The organism is Streptococcus intermedius SK54 = ATCC 27335 (assembly GCF_000413475.1).
GTDB classification, from domain to species: Bacteria; Bacillota; Bacilli; order Lactobacillales; family Streptococcaceae; genus Streptococcus; species Streptococcus intermedius.
In genome coordinates this window covers 76,587-91,914 of the sequence record NZ_ATFK01000004.1, presented here as the reverse complement: position 1 = coordinate 91,914, position 15,328 = coordinate 76,587, and the positions used below count along the sequence as shown (strand labels likewise).

The following is a 15,328-nucleotide window of genomic DNA, read 5'->3' as shown; positions in this document are numbered from 1 at the left end:
TTTCCACCCAAAAGCCGCCAACTCTATTTTCTGATTGCTTTGTCTATTTCTGATGATTCATTTCTTCTATAATATGAGCATAATGGACTTTCATAGCTTTCCTTAATTGCTGGCTAAACATCCCAAACATAAAATAATAAGCCAGACCAAGACACAATAAAGCGAATATTGGCAGCAAAAATAATTGTACTATGAGGAAAATTAAATTTGCTCTACCACTAAATATCGCCAGCAACGGCATTAAGATAAAAATAACTATCAATGTCATGCTAGCTGTCTTGAATCCCTTGTGCCGTTGCTCTTTCAATTCTAAGTACTGATGGTAGATAGACCTTACTTCATCCTCTGTATAACGATTACAAAGCAAGCCGTCCTTTATTTCCTTATCTAAAGTAGTAAACCAAATTGAATAAACCATTTTCTTCTCCCTCTCCTACGTTAGATTCTCTGTCCCTAAAAGCCACCCTCAATACTCCTTCTCATTATAGCCAAAGTCTGCCAAATCCAATTTCTTGTCCCGCCAGTTTTTCTTGACTTTAACCCAAGTTTCGAGATAGACCTTGTCGCCTAGCATAATTTCAATATCACGGCGTGCCATTTTACCAATTTTCTTGAGCATAGCCCCTTGCTTGCCAATGATAATACCCTTTTGACTATCACGCTCCACCATGATGGTGGCACGAATATGTACCTTGTCTGTCTCCTCATCACGTTTCATAGATTCAATAACTACCGCCACTGAATGCGGTACTTCTTGCTCTGTTAATTTCAAAATTTTTTCTCGAATCATCTCAGAAACCAAAAAGCGTTCTGGGTGATCAGTAATTTGATCCTCTGGAAAATATTGAAAGCCTTCTTCCAAGTTTTCTTTCAGCAATTCCATCAGCCGAGATACATTATTGCCTTGCAGGGCAGAAATAGGCACAATTTCCTTAAATTCCATTTGTGTCCGAAAATCATCAATCTGCTCCAGCAACTGGTCTGGGTGTACTTTGTCAATTTTATTGATAACGAGAATGACAGGAATTTTTGCTGCCTTGAGACGCTCCATAATCATATCATCACCCCTACCACGCTTTTCATCAGCAGGAACCATAAACAGGACTGTCTCTACCTCCCGTAACGTTGAATAAGCAGATTCTACCATAAAATCACCGAGCGCTGTTTTAGGCTTATGAATTCCCGGCGTATCAATAAAGACAATTTGCTCCGTGTCTGTCGTATAAATCCCCATAATCTTGTTACGAGTTGTCTGAGCCTTATCACTCATAATAGCAATTTTCTGCCCCATGACATAATTCAAAAAAGTTGACTTCCCGACATTAGGGCGTCCTAAAATGGCTACAAAACCAGATTTAAAAGTCATTATTTCACCTCTATTCAATGAACAGTAGAAAATCGGCGTTTCCCCCGATTTCCAAATCTTTAAAACATTAAATTCCAAATTTTAGGAATAAAAATAATTAATCCTGTCACAACTGCAAATCCAGAAACTACTAGAACTGCACCAGCTGCCATATCCTTGGCATTTTTAGCCAGCATGGAAAAGTGATAATCACTAGCTAAATCTACCACATTTTCAATCGCCGAATTAACAATCTCAAAAGCAATGACCAAAAAGATGCTCAGAAAAAGGAAAAGCCACTCTATCGCAGTTACCTGAAAAAGTAATCCTGCAAAGACCACCACAATTGCTGAAATAGCATGACTACGCATATTACGTTCTTCTTTAATTGCAGTAAAAATTCCTGTTAGAGCAAATTCTAAACTCGAAATCACGTCGCGATTTTTCCATTTGCGTTTGTTTGTATTATTGTCTTGTAAGTCCATAAGCAGTCAAAATTTCTTCCTGTAAGCCAAACATCTCCGCCTCTTCTTCTGGCGTATAGTGATCATATCCATTGATGTGCAGAAAACCATGTACTGCAAGAAAACCCATTTCCCGCTCAAAACTGTGACCATATTCTTCTGCTTGTTCATGCGCCTTATCTATGGAAATAAAAAGTTCTCCGATATAAGCATCAAAGTCCTCTAACATTTCTGCCAACTCAGGATTTTCTAATAAGTCCTCCTCATCAATGGCAATGTCCAACTCAGGCTTGTACTCCAAACTAATAACATCTGTCGGACGATCCGTATCTCGATATTCTAAATTCAGTTCATGACTACGCTCATTTGTGACAAACGTTACAGTCATTTCCTTATTTTCTTTCCCAATCTTCTTCGCAGCAAACTGCAAAATTTCCTGCGTTTGCTTTATCATTTTTTCCGAAACTTGATTTGTTTCATCTATGATTTCAATATACATCATGCACCCACTTTATTAGTATCACTTTAATTATATCATATTTCAGATAGGGATGGCTGATTTATAAATCATTTACTATTTAGTTCTGCTCTTTATTGCACATTTTTTCTTTCAAAACTTATACTTGTTGCTGGAGACGGCTCATTTGAGCATAGATCCCATTTTGTTTTACCAATGTGTCGTGTTGCCCCCGCTCTACAATCTTTCCTTCAGAAATAACCAGGATTTGATCTGCCTCTTGAATGGTTGATAAACGATGAGCAATGATAAAAGTTGTTCTCCCTTCCTTTACAACAGCCATTGCTTTTTGAATCAGTTCTTCGGTTTCTGTATCAATATGAGAAGTTGCTTCATCCAATATTAAAATTTGAGGATTAGCATAGAGAGCTCGAGCAAATGAAATCAATTGACGTTCACCGCTTGAAAATGCTGCCCCTTTATCCTTTACAGGCTCATCAATTCCTTCTTTACAACGAGCCAGCAAGTCCCCTGCACCGACTTTTTCTAAAGATTCCAAAACTTTTTCACGATTGATGCCTGAACGGCTCATAGCTACATTAGTTGCTAGTGTTCCTGTGAATAGATAAGGATCTTGCAAAACAATCCCCATGTGACTACGAAGACTTTCACGAGAATATTGTTGAATATCTTGTTGATCAACATAGATTTTCCCTTTTTTAGGATCGTAGAAACGATAAAGTAGGTTCATGATAGAAGATTTTCCAGAGCCGGTATGTCCTACCAAAGCAACCGTCTCTCCTTTCTTTGCTTTAAAACTAATATTGTGCAGAACTGTCTTGCCTTTCTCATATGCAAAGCTCACATGTTCAAATGTAACTTGTCCTTTAACAACTGCCAACTGTGATTTTACATCCTCTTCCTGAGGTTGATCTAACAATTCTAAAACTCGTTTTCCTGTTTCCAATGATCGTTGTACATTTGGGAAAAGCCGAACCAGAAAACCCATCATCTCAAATAAATTGATAATATAATTGAGATAGATAAACAGTACACCAGCGGTAATGACATTGCGACCGCCTAAAAATTGCCGGCCAACTATCGTCAAAATGACAGCAAGCACTGTATTTTTTAAAAATTCCGTTAATGGCCAAGACGAAAGAGCACTTACCCATACAATTTGTTTATCAGCTTGGCTCATTTTTCGAGCAGTTGCATTAAATTCTGAAAGAACTGTTTTTTCCTGATGATATAACTGTATCAAGCTGGCTCCATGCATCAATTCATTCACTTGATTATTGATATCACTCCGTGAATCATAAAAGTCTTTCATCGGCTTGTCTGTTAGTTTTTTATAAAATACTTGTATCCCATAAAAAGCAGGAAGCAATAGTAAAAGTACCGAGGCAGCAAGCGGACTAAGGTAAAACAATAGAGCGTAGGTAAAAACAATCCGAAGAACTTGAATCAAAACACTAACCAAACTAGCATAAAATTGTCTTCGTAAGGTTTCCGTATCATTTACAATTCTGGTTGCAATCTTACCTGCCGGTTTATCATCAAAGTAAGAAATCGGCAAATTTTGCATAACCTGATAAGCTTCATTCCTCAGATGTTCTGCTACTTTGTTTCCACAATGCGCTAAAAGGCGATCACCTAAGTAAGTCAGTATGCTCCCCAAAACTACAACCATTATGTATAATCCAGCTAATTGCAAAAGCTGAACCTGACGATCTTTTCCGCTTCCAATCTGTGTAAGCGGTCCGTCTATCATATTTCTCAAACAGAGAGGAGACAGTTGGCTAGTCACCGTTGCTAAAACAGCAATTCCAACCGCAAAAAAGAATGCAGTTCGAACAACTCTTAGTTCTTTTAATAAACGACTAATGATACTCATTTGCTCCCTCCTTTCTGATGTTGCTGCCGCTGATATTGTTCGGCATACCAGCCTCCTTTATTTAGCAACTGGTTCGGTGTCCCTTCTTCAACAATTTGTCCATCTTCTAAGACAAGAACCCAGTCTGCCTGCTGGATAGCTGACAAACGGTGTGTCACAATGATCGTTGTCTGATTAGCTCGCATATCCTGAAGATTTTTGATAATTCGACGCTCTGTTTGAGCGTCAACTGCTGACAAAGAATCATCCAAAATGAGGACTTCTGGTTGTCTAATAAAGGCGCGTGCTAAAGAAATTCTTTGTTTTTGACCGCCAGATATTGACACTCCTCTCTCACCAATAAGAGTTTCCAGTCCGTCTGGCATTCGTTTTAAATCTTCTGAAAATGCTGCTGTTTTAATAGCTTTCTCAATATCGCTTAATGTCGCATTTCTCTTACCAAAGGCAATATTGTCTTTGACAGATTTTGAGAACAAAATATGCTCCTGAGGGACATAGCCAATCATTGCTTCAATCGATGGACGTGAATAGTGACTGACGGATTTTCCATTTATCTGAAATGTACCTCGTCCAACAGGATATTGCTGAAGAAGCTGACGAACTAAGGTTGTTTTACCAGATCCTGTTTTTCCAACAATACCATACGTCTTTCCTGCTTCAATTTGCCAAGCTATGTTACGCAAGCTAGGTCTTTTTGTTTGTGGATAAGTGAAATGATAATTCTGAAAACGAATAGAGATAAGATGTCTTAACTCCTCTTTGCCACTCATTTTCATATCATCTGTCGTTTCAATCAATTCTGCGACCTTTTTAAAAGACGTTTTCCCTGTTTGATAGACCAAGATAAAGTCCGACAACATCCAAAAAGGTTCAATAAGGCTAATCATATACAATTGAAGAGCGATCACTTGCCCAATTGTTAACTGTCCCATTATTATAAAAATAGCCCCAATAAGAAGCACAATAATCGTTGATAAAGCGATAAAGACAGAGGAGAGAGGCGCGTAAAGATATTGAATGCTGGCAATTTGATCACCAACCTTAGATAAAGCTTTTGTGCGCAATTGGAACTGTTCTTTCTGACTTGTCTTCTTGCTATAAGCACGCGCAACTCGGACTCCCTCTATTGTTTCCAGCACCTCATCATTCAAAGATGCCACTGCTTCACGATTATTTTCGACTAGTTTATCTTGTTTTTTACCAAGAAAATAAATCCAGATCATCAATGTCATAAGCGGAATCATAGCCAGTAAGCTAATTTCCCATGAGATAAAAAACATGGTCGGAATGACAAAGACAATCATACCTCCAGCATATAAGAGAATTACAATTCCATAGCCAGCCATCTCCATCATTCCTTCAACATCTGTTGAAAAACGCGTTAGAATATCACCAGAACGAAATTTTTCATAGAAAGGCATTCTCATAGCTACCAATTTTTCAAAAGCTCTTCTTTGAATGAGAAATTTATAATCAATGGACGATTGAAATATCTTTAAATGCCAATAGTAAGCTGAAAGATAGTTACAAATCGTCACCAGAGCCAACAAACTAACATCTCTAATTAAATTCTGCTGTGTCAAACTATGATGCGAAAGATAATCTACTAAACGCTGAATTACCTGTGTTGGAATCAACATTGTAAAATCATACAATAGTAAAACCAGAGCAATGGACAAATATAACCATTTATGCTCTTTTATATATCCAAATAAACTTTTAATCATCCTAATCCTTTCCTAAACACACAAAAAAGCTCAAGACAGAATAAACCTGTCCTGAGCTTACTTGTTTTTATTTATTTTTTCATCAAAAATAAATTACAGTGCTGTGCTAGAAAGGAGTTCTGTCGTATGATATATCTGAGTACTGTTTTGTTTTACATTATTCATGATACATTCTCCTTTCTACTTTTAATTAGTTAATACTTTAACATTAAAAGAAATGCTTGTCAAGAATATTTACAAAAAATCCTCCCAAAACTGAATGAATTTTCTGCCTTAAAATCAAGATTAACAATTCTTTGTAATAGCAATTTCGGCTGCAATACGTCCAAAAATAAAAATATCAGTAAGGCAATTACCACTCAAACGGTTTCCAACATGCAATCCGCCAGCTACTTTCAAGCTGCGTAGAAACTTCGGATAACTTGTCCTTGCTTATTGATAACATACGTTTTCGTATCAATCTTAGGACCGCTCATAGTATGGTGAACGACTGGTTTTCAAGGAGTGGCATAAAATGGTGAATTTTCAACCTTGAGGTCGAAAGCTCTTTTTTCAAATTCAAGATCATAGCCTACATCAACATAAATATTATAAGCTGTGATCGTCTTGGTAAAGAGCTGTGGATCCATTTGTAGCTGTTAAGCCAACTCTTCCAAATTATCTGATCGGTAAATCATTCCATGTGCTACCTGTGCATCAATCTTTTCTTGACTGTATTATAAGCTGTTTCTTTCATATTATCGTCTACAATCAGATAGAAAAAACCACCATTGTCAATTGCTGCCTGAACTCATTTATCCCGACTACCGTACTCATCTACAAAACGTTTTCCTTAAGTATTGACCATGATGAAGTTAGCCGGAAGCGCCTGTAATCGGGTCAGATACCAGCATTATTTGATAGAAGTCCAAACCGACTAGGTCTGTACCAACGCTTTGACCTAAGAGAATACCATCACCTATAATAGCTGGTGAATTTGATGTCTTAATATCGTCACCAATGCAAAAAAGCCCAATAAACTGGACTTTTTCCTGTTATTCATGCTAATTGCCGGGATCGAACCGGCGGCCTCATCCTTACCATGGATGCGCTCTGCCAACTGAGCTAAATCAGCAGTACTTATTTACTATATCATGCAGAAAGATTCTTGTCAATAGATTTGAAAAATGTTTTCACCAAATAAAAAAGAAGCTCTTAGCAACCTGCATCACGGAATCATTGCAATTTCTACAGATGACACTTTCACACCTTTATCTCCCAAAATAATCTTCCTTTGTTAGATGATAATGAATCCTCTGAGATATTCGCCCTTCTTCATGTTTATCTAAGGCAGCATAAGAATCTATGTGAGAAAACTTCATACCAGCTTTTTCCATAACCCGTCCTGAAGCTGGATTTTCTACATCATGGAGAGCAACTAACATATTCATAGCTAAACTTTCAAAAGCTATTTGAAGTATGGCTTTTAATGCTTCCGTTGCCAAACCTTGATTCCAGTAATCCTTATGAACCACATAGCCAATCGCAGCCTTCTTGAGAACGGGATCCAATTTGTGCAGGTCAATGCTACCAATCAGTTTGCCACTCTCCTTCAGTTCAATTCCCCAATTTCCGAGCGGTCGACCAATAAATAAACGAGCAATAATATTTTTTGTTTCTTCCAAATCTTTATTAGGTAAAAAAGTATAGCGAGTATTCTCTTCATCAGAGGAATATTCAAACATGTCCTCAGCATCATCCAATGTCACAGGTCTCAAAAGTAAGCGCTTTGTTTCTACAACTCGGTTTTCAACTAGTTTTAGATAAATACTTTCCATCTTGAATGAACCTCCTTTTTGTCTCATAGCATACCATAAATACTCAAGCGAATCAATACTTCTGATTTTATCTTGATTTTTAAAACGTTTTCATATACAATTAAAACATCTCAATAAAGGAGGACAACTATGTTAATCGGTATCCCAAAAGAAATTAAAAATAATGAAAATCGTGTTGCTTTAACCCCTGCTGGCGTCCACAGTTTGGTTGGACATGGCCACCAAGTTTTAGTGGAAACTCAGGCTGGACTGGGGTCCGGCTTCATGGATGAAGACTATAAAAAACAAGGGGCTACTATTGTCCCTACAGCTGATGAAGTTTGGAAAGCAGAGTTGGTCGTTAAGGTCAAAGAACCGCTTGTTGCGGAGTACCCATACCTGCGCGAAGATCTCCTGCTCTTCACTTACTTGCACATGGCTGCTGCACCTGAATTAGCTGATGCTATGACGATTAGCAAGACAATAGGAATTGCTTACGAAACCGTTCGTGACCAAGAGGGGAATCTCCCCTTACTTGTGCCCATGAGTGAAGTGGCAGGACGTATGGCTGTACAGATTGGTGCTCACTTTCTAACCAAACAAGAAGGTGGTTCTGGTGTATTACTGGGTGGTGTTCCAGGTGTTCCAAAAGGAAAGGTCACTATCATTGGAGGTGGTGTGGTCGGAACCCATGCCGCTCGAATCGCTCTCGGCTTAGGGGCTCAAGTCACTATTCTAGATATCAGCGCTAAACGCCTATCCGAACTAGAAAATCTTTTTGGTCATCAAATTCAGACCCTTATGTCTAATTCTTTCAATATTGCTGAAAGTGTCAAAGAGGCCGATGTAGTGATTGGAGCAGTGTTAATCCCTGGTGCCAAAGCTCCCAAGCTCGTTACTGATGAAATGGTCAGTAAAATGCGTCCAGGTTCTGTCATCGTTGACGTAGCCGTTGACCAAGGTGGAGTAGTTACAACTGCTGATCGTGTAACTACTCACGATGAACCTGTCTATGAAAAACATGGTGTACTTCACTATGCCGTTGCCAACATACCTGGTGCTGTTGCTCGCACATCAACTCTTGCTTTGACAAATGTAACACTTCCTTACATTGAAGCTTTGGCGGACAAAGGGTTTGAACAAGCTATTGCAAATGATTCGGGACTCCAACAAGGAGTGACTACTTATAAAGGATATATTACTAACCGACCAGTTGCAGAAGGGCTCAATCGCGACTACACTGATATCGCTGATTTAGTATAAGTTTTAAAAATAAAAGGATATGCCAACTTGCTTCGCAGGTCCTATATACCACCTTTTAAGCAGTTTTTTTGAACAATCACCTACTACAACTGCTCATTTATTATAAAAATAATTTGAGTCTGAGACGCTATTGTCCCAGACTCTTTTTTACTTATCATTTTAAGTCGTATAACACTATAAGAAAAGAGCTTTTAAATCCATCTCTTTGCTTCATTCCATTTATTTTTTCTTTTTAGGTTTAGGTAGCGGTAATTGATCATACATGGCTAAAATTAAATCTTCTAGAAACACCTGATTTTCAAGGTCTTCCACCAAAATCATTTCTTTGGCGCCTTCGTATGGAAACTCATACGAGGGTTGGACAATCTTATCTAAGACTGCTTGAACTGGCTTAACTAAAAAGCGATTATCATAAATACCACCAATAATCTTACCACGGAAGTAAAGAATATACTCTCCCATCATAGAACGGTAAGTCACATCATCTAATCCTGATAATTGCTCCAAAACAAATTCCAAATAGTTTTTACTTGATGCCATTTCTAACCTCTTAAGCTCTGTTCAACGATAACAACCGTATAGAGTTCTTGCTTGACCTCACTTCCAATTGGTTTGAAGCCCTGCTTTTCCCAAAAATGCTGAGATTGCGGATTCCCCTTGACATAAGCCAAACGTGCTTTTCGAAAGTTTTTAGCAAAATAGGCTAGCGCTTCTGTCACAATCTGGCTGCCAATACCTTTCCCTTGATAGATCCGATCAACCATAAATAGACCAATAAAAACTGTCTCCTCATCAGGATAGGCATAGACAAAATCCATAACAGCTACAAGGTTAGAGCTATCCCAAAAGCCAACATAAAATTTATCAACCTTAGCCTTACCTTCAGGTAGACGAGCCATGTCTTCTTTTACACTTTCCAAATTTGGCGCTGGTGGACAATGCTGAAAATACAGAGGATTGCTTTCATATAAAGATAAAATACTTGGAATATCCTTTTCTGCTAGTATCCTACAGCTATAATGCCTAGATAGTTGTTCAATCATCTTTTAAAATCTATACTCTTTGTGTCCTATAATGATGGTATAGGACGATGTATGGATGGCCAACACAATATAATTATCAGACACATAGAAGTTCTTTTCTTTATGACTAATCTTTGTCTCAGATCTTTGGATAAAACCCTTAGCCCATAAAACTGGATTTTCCTCTCTCAAAAGCAGATTCTTTTGCAGACGGACTTTCCCAAAATCAGTCGTGTGCAACTTGTCCAGATTAGCTAAGAGAATTTCCTTCATTATCTTCTGATTCCTTCTCCTTGATTGCGTCGCCAACGATTTCGGAACTAGCCAAACTTGAATGTTCTTCTTTAGAAAAATGACTATGTGTCACTTCAGTAGAATGTTCATAAGCCTTGATAATTTCCGCTACTACAGGATGGCGGACAACGTCCTTGGCTGATAGGTAAACAAAATCAATCTGCTTGATATTTTTCAATTTCTCTGTCGCATCAATGAGACCTGATTTACTATTCTTTGGCAAGTCAATCTGGCTAATATCCCCATTGACAATCATCTTGGAATTAAAACCAAGTCGAGTCAGGAACATCTTCATCTGCATAATGGTCGTATTTTGCGCTTCATCTAAGATGACAAAAGCGTCATCTAATGTTCGTCCACGCATGTAAGCCAAAGGGGCTATCTCTATGATTTCTCGCTCCATAAGGCGCGTTGTTTGATCCTTGCCTAAAATCTGATACAATGCATCGTAAACCGGTCGTAGATAAGGGTCTACTTTTTCTTTTAGGTCTCCCGGTAAAAATCCTAGACTCTCACCAGCTTCAACCGCCGGACGAGTCAATATAATCCGTTTGACCTGCCCTCGCTTCAGCGCTGTCATAGCTAAAGTTACAGCAAGAAAGGTCTTACCTGTTCCTGCTGGTCCAATCCCAAAGACAACATCATGGTTCTTAATGCTATCAACATAAATTTTCTGCCCTAAAGTCTTAACTCGAATGGGTTTACCATAAGAATCTTTAATAATCTCTTCTTCGTATAGAGCCACAAACTTATCAATTTCACCATTTTTGACCATTGTAATAGCTGTCACTACATCTGGTGTTCCAATCGTCATTCCACGGTTAACTAAGACTAGCAGAGCCTGAATAACCTGACGGGCTTCTTCACAGGCCATCTCCTCACCAATAATCTGGACAATTTCTGTCCGCGCATGAATCGTCACCCGCAACTCCTGTTCCATTAAACGCAAATGACGTTCATTAGAACCAAAAAGATGAAATGTATCATCTGGATGCTGTAGGATGATTTCTACTGAATGTTCTTGCAAACAAAGAACCTCTTTCTTCACATTATTTACTTTATTATAGCAAAGTAACTCGGAAAATTCTATCTTTTTCCCGAACTAATGTGCTTGATATTCTTCCCAGATCGCATCAAAATCACTAAGATTGAAGGAAAAATCAGCATGTTCTTCTAAATAGCGGCTAATTTCATCAAAATCATCCGTATGCTTAGGAAAAGTTGATTCATGAAAAACTAAATCGGCTAGTATTGCCTTCGGCGCTGTACTTTTGGGATTGCGCTCTGTCATCAACCATGTATAAAATGATTTTCGCATCTATTTTTATCCTTTCTTAATTTTTAGCTAATCTAGTGAATGTTCTATCAACCTGAATATAGATTACACAATGATTTGTTGTAGAAATTGTATCAAATAGCGTATCTTCTTATTTTCAAAAATTAGTAAAAATAATAAGCCACAAAAAACTGCAAGACTGACCATATTCAATTTATCATCTGAATGACATTCTATGACGCAAAAACTGGTACTCGTTCTTATCCACATTCAGAAAATAGTTTCTGATAAATTGTGCTACAGCGTTCTTTTTTGTATAAGTATAGAGAAGTAAACATAAGGCGTTTTTTCATATTCCATATCTCGCTACAACTGACCTAAAACCCCAATCCAAATAAGACTAAAAATCCTCCCCAAACGAATAATGGCTGTAAAACACTGATGCAAGCACACAAGTAACATGATTTTTTATAATATTGCAAAGAAAAAGGGTACATTTTTAGCATAGGACTATTATATCAAAATCTAATTGGTTATGTTATTTCAAAAAGAAGCTGGGGAATAAGTCTCAGCTTCTTATGCTTTTATGTCGTTATAATATACAAAAAGTCTATCATACATTGATAAATCAACTATTGCAATTTGGGGCTTACGAAAGTAAGCATCATTCTTCTGGCAGTATTTTACGCCAAACGTTATCAATAGCCTACTAAATGCTTAAACTGGAATTAGTTTCCATTTCTAATATACCAAATTCCTTGAGTAAATCCAAACCTCTACCTGCTGATTGTTCCTATTTAGCTCCATCTGATTCAATCCCTTTATTCATGCCAGTTTTCTTGATCATGTTTAAATTTCTCAAGTAAAGCTAAGCCTTCTGTCGAAACATAGCCTTCTTGTTCCGCCAGCTTGATTAATTCAGTGTAGTTCGATAACGTTACCAATCGAACACCTGCATCTGAGAAATTCTTTTCTGCCCTAGGCAATTCATAAGTAAAAATAGCTACCACTCCAAGGACGTCAGCCCCCTCACGCTTAGCAGCAGACACCGCATCCAGAACCGACCCTCCAGTTGAAACCAAATCCTCAATCACGACCATTTTCTGACCTGTTTTTACTCGACCTTCAATTTGATTTCCAGCACCATGATCTTTTGGTTTGCTACGAATATAAGCAAATGGTAAAGTCATCTTGTCAGCAATGATGGCACCATGAGGAATACCTGCTGTTGCTGTCCCAGCAATCACTTCTACTTCTGGAAATTCAGCCCTAATTGTCTCTACAAAGCCATTTTCAATCAACGTCCGCGTTTCTGGATAAGCTAAAGTCACACGATTATCTGTATAGATTGGTGACTTGATGCCACTAGCCCAAGTGAAAGGCTCTTCCGGCTTCAAGTAAACAGCCTCAATTTTCAGTAAGTCACGCGCAATATCTTTTGCTAAAGTCATGATTTCTCCTTTATAATAATTCAATAGTGGAATCAAAATATGGTTCCAAAAAATAAGTCTTTTCTTTTATGTCTTCTAAAGTGACGATCTCGCTAGATAAAGTTAACACCCATTCATCTTCAACGTCATCTTGTCGATGAATAACAGCAACCAATTCTCCTTCAAAGCATTTCAATGGTTCTCGTACCTTTTCCGACACAATGTAAACATCCTGCTCTTCGCCATCCTCAGCAAACAAATTCGGAATATAACCATAATTGATAGGATAACGATTTCCAAAACTATCTTGATAACCGATAGGTCTGTCAATGATTGCTTGATCTACTTTTCTAGCTATCTATCCATTCCGTCTTAATAGCGCGATAAGCGGCTACTGGATCTGCAGCTCGTGTGATGGGACGTCCAACCACAATATAGTCACTACCAATTTGATGTGCTTCTTGCGGTGTCATGACCCGTTTTTGATCCCCAATTTCAGAACCAGTTGGTCGAATACCTGGAGTCACACACAGAAAATCTTCTGACGTCGCCGCTTTAATCAGCTTAACTTCCTGAGCTGAACACACAACTCCGTCCAAGCCGGCCTCTTTAGCTTTGCAAGCATAATTGACAACCGATTCTGAAACAGTTGTTTGGATATTTTGACAGTCTCGCATATCGGCTTCGCTAGTAGAAGTCAGCTGAGTCACTGCAACAAGTTTTGCTTGGTCACCTAAAACGTTTTTAGCTTCTCGCATCATTTCTACACCACCTGCTGCATGAACCGTCACCATATCAATTTCAAAAGTTTTCAAAACAGACATAGCAGAGCGCACCGTATTAGGAATATCATGTAATTTTAGATCTAAGAAAATACTGTGCCCCAAGCTTTTCAAATAGCGAACAATTTCCGGGCCAATAGCATAAAAAAATTCCATTCCAATCTTCACATAGAGTTTTTCACCTTTCGGAAAATGTTCTAAAAAGATTTTAACATCATCAAAAGATGAGAAATCAAGAGCAATAATAGGACGTTCTTCTCGCATGTGTTCGTCTCCTTATTTATTTTATAGGCATTTTGCCGTTTTAACCTTTGGACACAGGCTTTTAATGACTTGAAATACTGTCTGTACTACGGGTTCGTTTGCTAATCCTGATCGCTTGATTTCAATAGAATCACTTCCTAACAAAAACTTTACCCATCATCTTAAATCCCCGCCGAAACTTTTAAGCATACTTCGCACAAACTTCTCAAGAGCTATAGAAAAACCTTGCCTGAGGCAAGGTTACACGAAAATTGACAGTTTACTGCCATTTTAAACCGTATTAGCCTTAGTAGCCTCTCTGGACTTCTTTAAAGGTTTCATTTCAATCATTTTATAATTTACTCCGTCTATTGTCAAGCAAAAAATGAGGTTACAACAAATTTTCTCTAATTTCTGTTCGTAAGCTTTCCAAACTTTCAATACCGTATTTATCCATGACTTTAGGTAGATTCTCAATAATATTAGGACACACATAAGGGTTTGTGAAATTTGCTGTCCCAACACCAATCGCTGAAGCTCCTGCGATAAACATTTCAATGGCTGCCTCTGCTGAGTTTACCCCGCCCATACCAATGATTGGTAAACTACTAGATTGCGCTACCTGACGAATCAACTTCAAGGCAACTGGAAAAATTGCCGGCCCCGACATGCCACCTGTTCCATTTGCAATAATTGGCTTTCTGCTCTTTGAATCAAATCGCATTCCAACTAAAGTGTTAATCATGGTTAAACCAGAAACTCCTGCATCTTCAACTGCTTTCGCTATTTGTGCAATATCTGCTACACTAGGTGTCAATTTTACATAGACTGGCACTTCCGACACGTCTACCGCTGCCTTAGCAGCCTGATATGCCAAATCTGGCACCTGACCAATTAGCAAGCCCCCATTACCATGATCAACATTGGGGCAGGAAATATTAAGTTCAATAGCCTTGACGTTTGGAGCTTTAGATATTTTTTCTGCAACAAAAGCATATTCTTCGTTAGAGAATCCCGCAACATTAGCAATAATCGGAAGATTAGGATAATGGTGAGCCAGCCAAGGAAGTTTTTCTGTCAACACCACATCTACCCCAGGGTTTTGTAGTCCAATAGCATTGAGCATACCAGCTGGTGTTTCTGCCACTCGTGGAGTCGGATTGCCAAAACGAGGGTACTGCGTGGTCGCCTTAATCATTATGGAGCCAAGTACATTGAGGTCATAATATTTGGCATATTCCTGACCAAAACCAAAACACCCCGAAGCTGGAATAATTGGATTTTTCAGTTCCAAGCCAGGAAGAGAAATTGCTAAACGATTGTTAGACATAT

17 protein-coding genes, 1 tRNA gene and 1 pseudogene are annotated in these 15,328 nt (G+C 38.3%); 1 reads left to right on the top strand and 18 read right to left on the bottom strand.

What is annotated here, in order from left to right; translation table 11 throughout:
- Nucleotides 1-43: 43 nt before the first annotated feature.
- From HMPREF1654_RS05880 to HMPREF1654_RS05845, 9 genes and pseudogenes are all read right to left on the bottom strand, one after another.
- Nucleotides 44-418, bottom strand: coding sequence for a ComEC/Rec2 family competence protein (locus tag HMPREF1654_RS05880; RefSeq protein WP_003077013.1), 375 nt, complete (start codon nt 416-418; stop codon nt 44-46).
- A 48-nt stretch (nt 419-466) separates the two neighbouring features.
- Nucleotides 467-1,366, bottom strand: a complete 900-nt coding sequence (era, locus tag HMPREF1654_RS05875) for a GTPase Era (RefSeq protein ID WP_003076826.1) — start codon at nt 1,364-1,366, stop codon at nt 467-469.
- 59 nt (nt 1,367-1,425) lie between these two features.
- Nucleotides 1,426-1,830, bottom strand: coding sequence for a diacylglycerol kinase family protein (locus HMPREF1654_RS05870; protein ID WP_003072570.1), 405 nt, complete (start codon nt 1,828-1,830; stop codon nt 1,426-1,428).
- The gene (ybeY, locus tag HMPREF1654_RS05865) at nt 1,811-2,308 is read right to left on the bottom strand and encodes an rRNA maturation RNase YbeY (RefSeq protein WP_003072568.1); all 498 of its coding nucleotides are present in this window, start codon (nt 2,306-2,308) and stop codon (nt 1,811-1,813) included. The genes HMPREF1654_RS05870 and ybeY overlap by 20 nt, the downstream gene beginning before the upstream one ends.
- Before the next feature lie 118 nt (nt 2,309-2,426).
- Nucleotides 2,427-4,163 carry an ABC transporter ATP-binding protein gene (locus HMPREF1654_RS05860; RefSeq protein WP_003077026.1) on the bottom strand — a complete coding sequence of 579 codons (1,737 nt, stop codon included), beginning with the start codon at nt 4,161-4,163 and terminating at the stop codon, nt 2,427-2,429.
- Entirely contained in the window at nt 4,160-5,890 is a 1,731-nt protein-coding gene (locus HMPREF1654_RS05855) for an ABC transporter ATP-binding protein (RefSeq protein WP_003076700.1), read from the bottom strand. The genes HMPREF1654_RS05860 and HMPREF1654_RS05855 overlap by 4 nt, the downstream gene beginning before the upstream one ends.
- A gap of 285 nt (nt 5,891-6,175) precedes the next feature.
- Nucleotides 6,176-6,891: pseudogene (locus tag HMPREF1654_RS10245) on the bottom strand (FAD-binding protein); the annotation flags it as partial.
- A 40-nt stretch (nt 6,892-6,931) separates the two neighbouring features.
- Nucleotides 6,932-7,004, bottom strand: a tRNA-Thr gene (locus HMPREF1654_RS05850).
- A 136-nt stretch (nt 7,005-7,140) separates the two neighbouring features.
- Nucleotides 7,141-7,707: a GNAT family N-acetyltransferase gene (locus tag HMPREF1654_RS05845; RefSeq protein ID WP_003076351.1), complete on the bottom strand. Its 567-nt coding sequence runs from the start codon at nt 7,705-7,707 to the stop codon at nt 7,141-7,143.
- 129 nt (nt 7,708-7,836) lie between these two features.
- Between HMPREF1654_RS05845 and ald the strand changes: the two genes are divergently transcribed.
- Nucleotides 7,837-8,949, top strand: a complete 1,113-nt coding sequence (gene ald, locus HMPREF1654_RS05840; protein WP_003076975.1) for an alanine dehydrogenase — start codon at nt 7,837-7,839, stop codon at nt 8,947-8,949.
- Nucleotides 8,950-9,168: 219 nt separating this feature from the next.
- Here ald and HMPREF1654_RS05835 read toward each other — a convergent pair whose 3' ends face one another.
- The 9 genes from HMPREF1654_RS05835 to HMPREF1654_RS05795 form a co-directional block, all read right to left on the bottom strand.
- Nucleotides 9,169-9,489 (bottom strand): TfoX/Sxy family protein, encoded by a 321-nt coding sequence (locus HMPREF1654_RS05835; protein ID WP_003072560.1) that lies wholly within the window; start codon nt 9,487-9,489, stop codon nt 9,169-9,171.
- Nucleotides 9,490-9,491: 2 nt separating this feature from the next.
- Entirely contained in the window at nt 9,492-9,992 is a 501-nt protein-coding gene (locus HMPREF1654_RS05830; RefSeq protein ID WP_003076418.1) for a GNAT family N-acetyltransferase, read from the bottom strand.
- A 3-nt stretch (nt 9,993-9,995) separates the two neighbouring features.
- Nucleotides 9,996-10,244 carry a DUF3781 domain-containing protein gene (locus HMPREF1654_RS05825; RefSeq protein ID WP_003076910.1) on the bottom strand — a complete coding sequence of 83 codons (249 nt, stop codon included), beginning with the start codon at nt 10,242-10,244 and terminating at the stop codon, nt 9,996-9,998.
- Nucleotides 10,222-11,292: a PhoH family protein gene (locus tag HMPREF1654_RS05820; protein ID WP_003076741.1), complete on the bottom strand. Its 1,071-nt coding sequence runs from the start codon at nt 11,290-11,292 to the stop codon at nt 10,222-10,224. The genes HMPREF1654_RS05825 and HMPREF1654_RS05820 overlap by 23 nt, the downstream gene beginning before the upstream one ends.
- Before the next feature lie 75 nt (nt 11,293-11,367).
- Complete coding sequence (locus HMPREF1654_RS05815) at nt 11,368-11,583, bottom strand: YozE family protein (RefSeq protein ID WP_003072551.1); 216 nt, start codon at nt 11,581-11,583, stop codon at nt 11,368-11,370.
- Nucleotides 11,584-12,362: 779 nt separating this feature from the next.
- Nucleotides 12,363-12,992, bottom strand: coding sequence for an orotate phosphoribosyltransferase (gene pyrE / locus HMPREF1654_RS05810; protein WP_003072549.1), 630 nt, complete (start codon nt 12,990-12,992; stop codon nt 12,363-12,365).
- A 10-nt stretch (nt 12,993-13,002) separates the two neighbouring features.
- On the bottom strand, nt 13,003-13,329 hold the full coding sequence (locus tag HMPREF1654_RS05805) for an inorganic diphosphatase (protein ID WP_037589439.1): 327 nt from the start codon (nt 13,327-13,329) through the stop codon (nt 13,003-13,005).
- Nucleotides 13,322-14,017 (bottom strand): orotidine-5'-phosphate decarboxylase, encoded by a 696-nt coding sequence (gene pyrF / locus HMPREF1654_RS05800; RefSeq protein WP_003076569.1) that lies wholly within the window; start codon nt 14,015-14,017, stop codon nt 13,322-13,324. The genes HMPREF1654_RS05805 and pyrF overlap by 8 nt, the downstream gene beginning before the upstream one ends.
- A gap of 370 nt (nt 14,018-14,387) precedes the next feature.
- On the bottom strand, nt 14,388-15,326 hold the full coding sequence (locus HMPREF1654_RS05795) for a dihydroorotate dehydrogenase (protein WP_003076934.1): 939 nt from the start codon (nt 15,324-15,326) through the stop codon (nt 14,388-14,390).
- Between the last annotated feature and the right edge of the window lie 2 nt (nt 15,327-15,328).

Bases quoted from the DNA above. Each gene is read 5' to 3' on its own strand.
- era (WP_003076826.1), bottom strand. From the start codon at position 1,366: ATGACTTTTAAATCTGGTTTTGTAGCCATTTTAGGACGCCCTAATGTC.
- HMPREF1654_RS05815 (WP_003072551.1), bottom strand. From the start codon at position 11,583: ATGCGAAAATCATTTTATACATGGTTGATGACAGAGCGCAATCCCAAA.
- ybeY (WP_003072568.1), bottom strand. From the start codon at position 2,308: ATGTATATTGAAATCATAGATGAAACAAATCAAGTTTCGGAAAAAATG.
- HMPREF1654_RS05860 (WP_003077026.1), bottom strand. From the start codon at position 4,163: ATGAGTATCATTAGTCGTTTATTAAAAGAACTAAGAGTTGTTCGAACT.
- HMPREF1654_RS05830 (WP_003076418.1), bottom strand. From the start codon at position 9,992: ATGATTGAACAACTATCTAGGCATTATAGCTGTAGGATACTAGCAGAA.
- HMPREF1654_RS05835 (WP_003072560.1), bottom strand. From the start codon at position 9,489: ATGGCATCAAGTAAAAACTATTTGGAATTTGTTTTGGAGCAATTATCA.
- HMPREF1654_RS05880 (WP_003077013.1), bottom strand. From the start codon at position 418: ATGGTTTATTCAATTTGGTTTACTACTTTAGATAAGGAAATAAAGGAC.
- HMPREF1654_RS05855 (WP_003076700.1), bottom strand. From the start codon at position 5,890: ATGATTAAAAGTTTATTTGGATATATAAAAGAGCATAAATGGTTATAT.
- HMPREF1654_RS05845 (WP_003076351.1), bottom strand. From the start codon at position 7,707: ATGGAAAGTATTTATCTAAAACTAGTTGAAAACCGAGTTGTAGAAACA.
- pyrF (WP_003076569.1), bottom strand. From the start codon at position 14,017: ATGCGAGAAGAACGTCCTATTATTGCTCTTGATTTCTCATCTTTTGAT.
- HMPREF1654_RS05825 (WP_003076910.1), bottom strand. From the start codon at position 10,244: ATGAAGGAAATTCTCTTAGCTAATCTGGACAAGTTGCACACGACTGAT.
- HMPREF1654_RS05870 (WP_003072570.1), bottom strand. From the start codon at position 1,830: ATGGACTTACAAGACAATAATACAAACAAACGCAAATGGAAAAATCGC.
- pyrE (WP_003072549.1), bottom strand. From the start codon at position 12,992: ATGACTTTAGCAAAAGATATTGCGCGTGACTTACTGAAAATTGAGGCT.
- HMPREF1654_RS05795 (WP_003076934.1), bottom strand. From the start codon at position 15,326: ATGTCTAACAATCGTTTAGCAATTTCTCTTCCTGGCTTGGAACTGAAA.
- ald (WP_003076975.1), top strand. From the start codon at position 7,837: ATGTTAATCGGTATCCCAAAAGAAATTAAAAATAATGAAAATCGTGTT.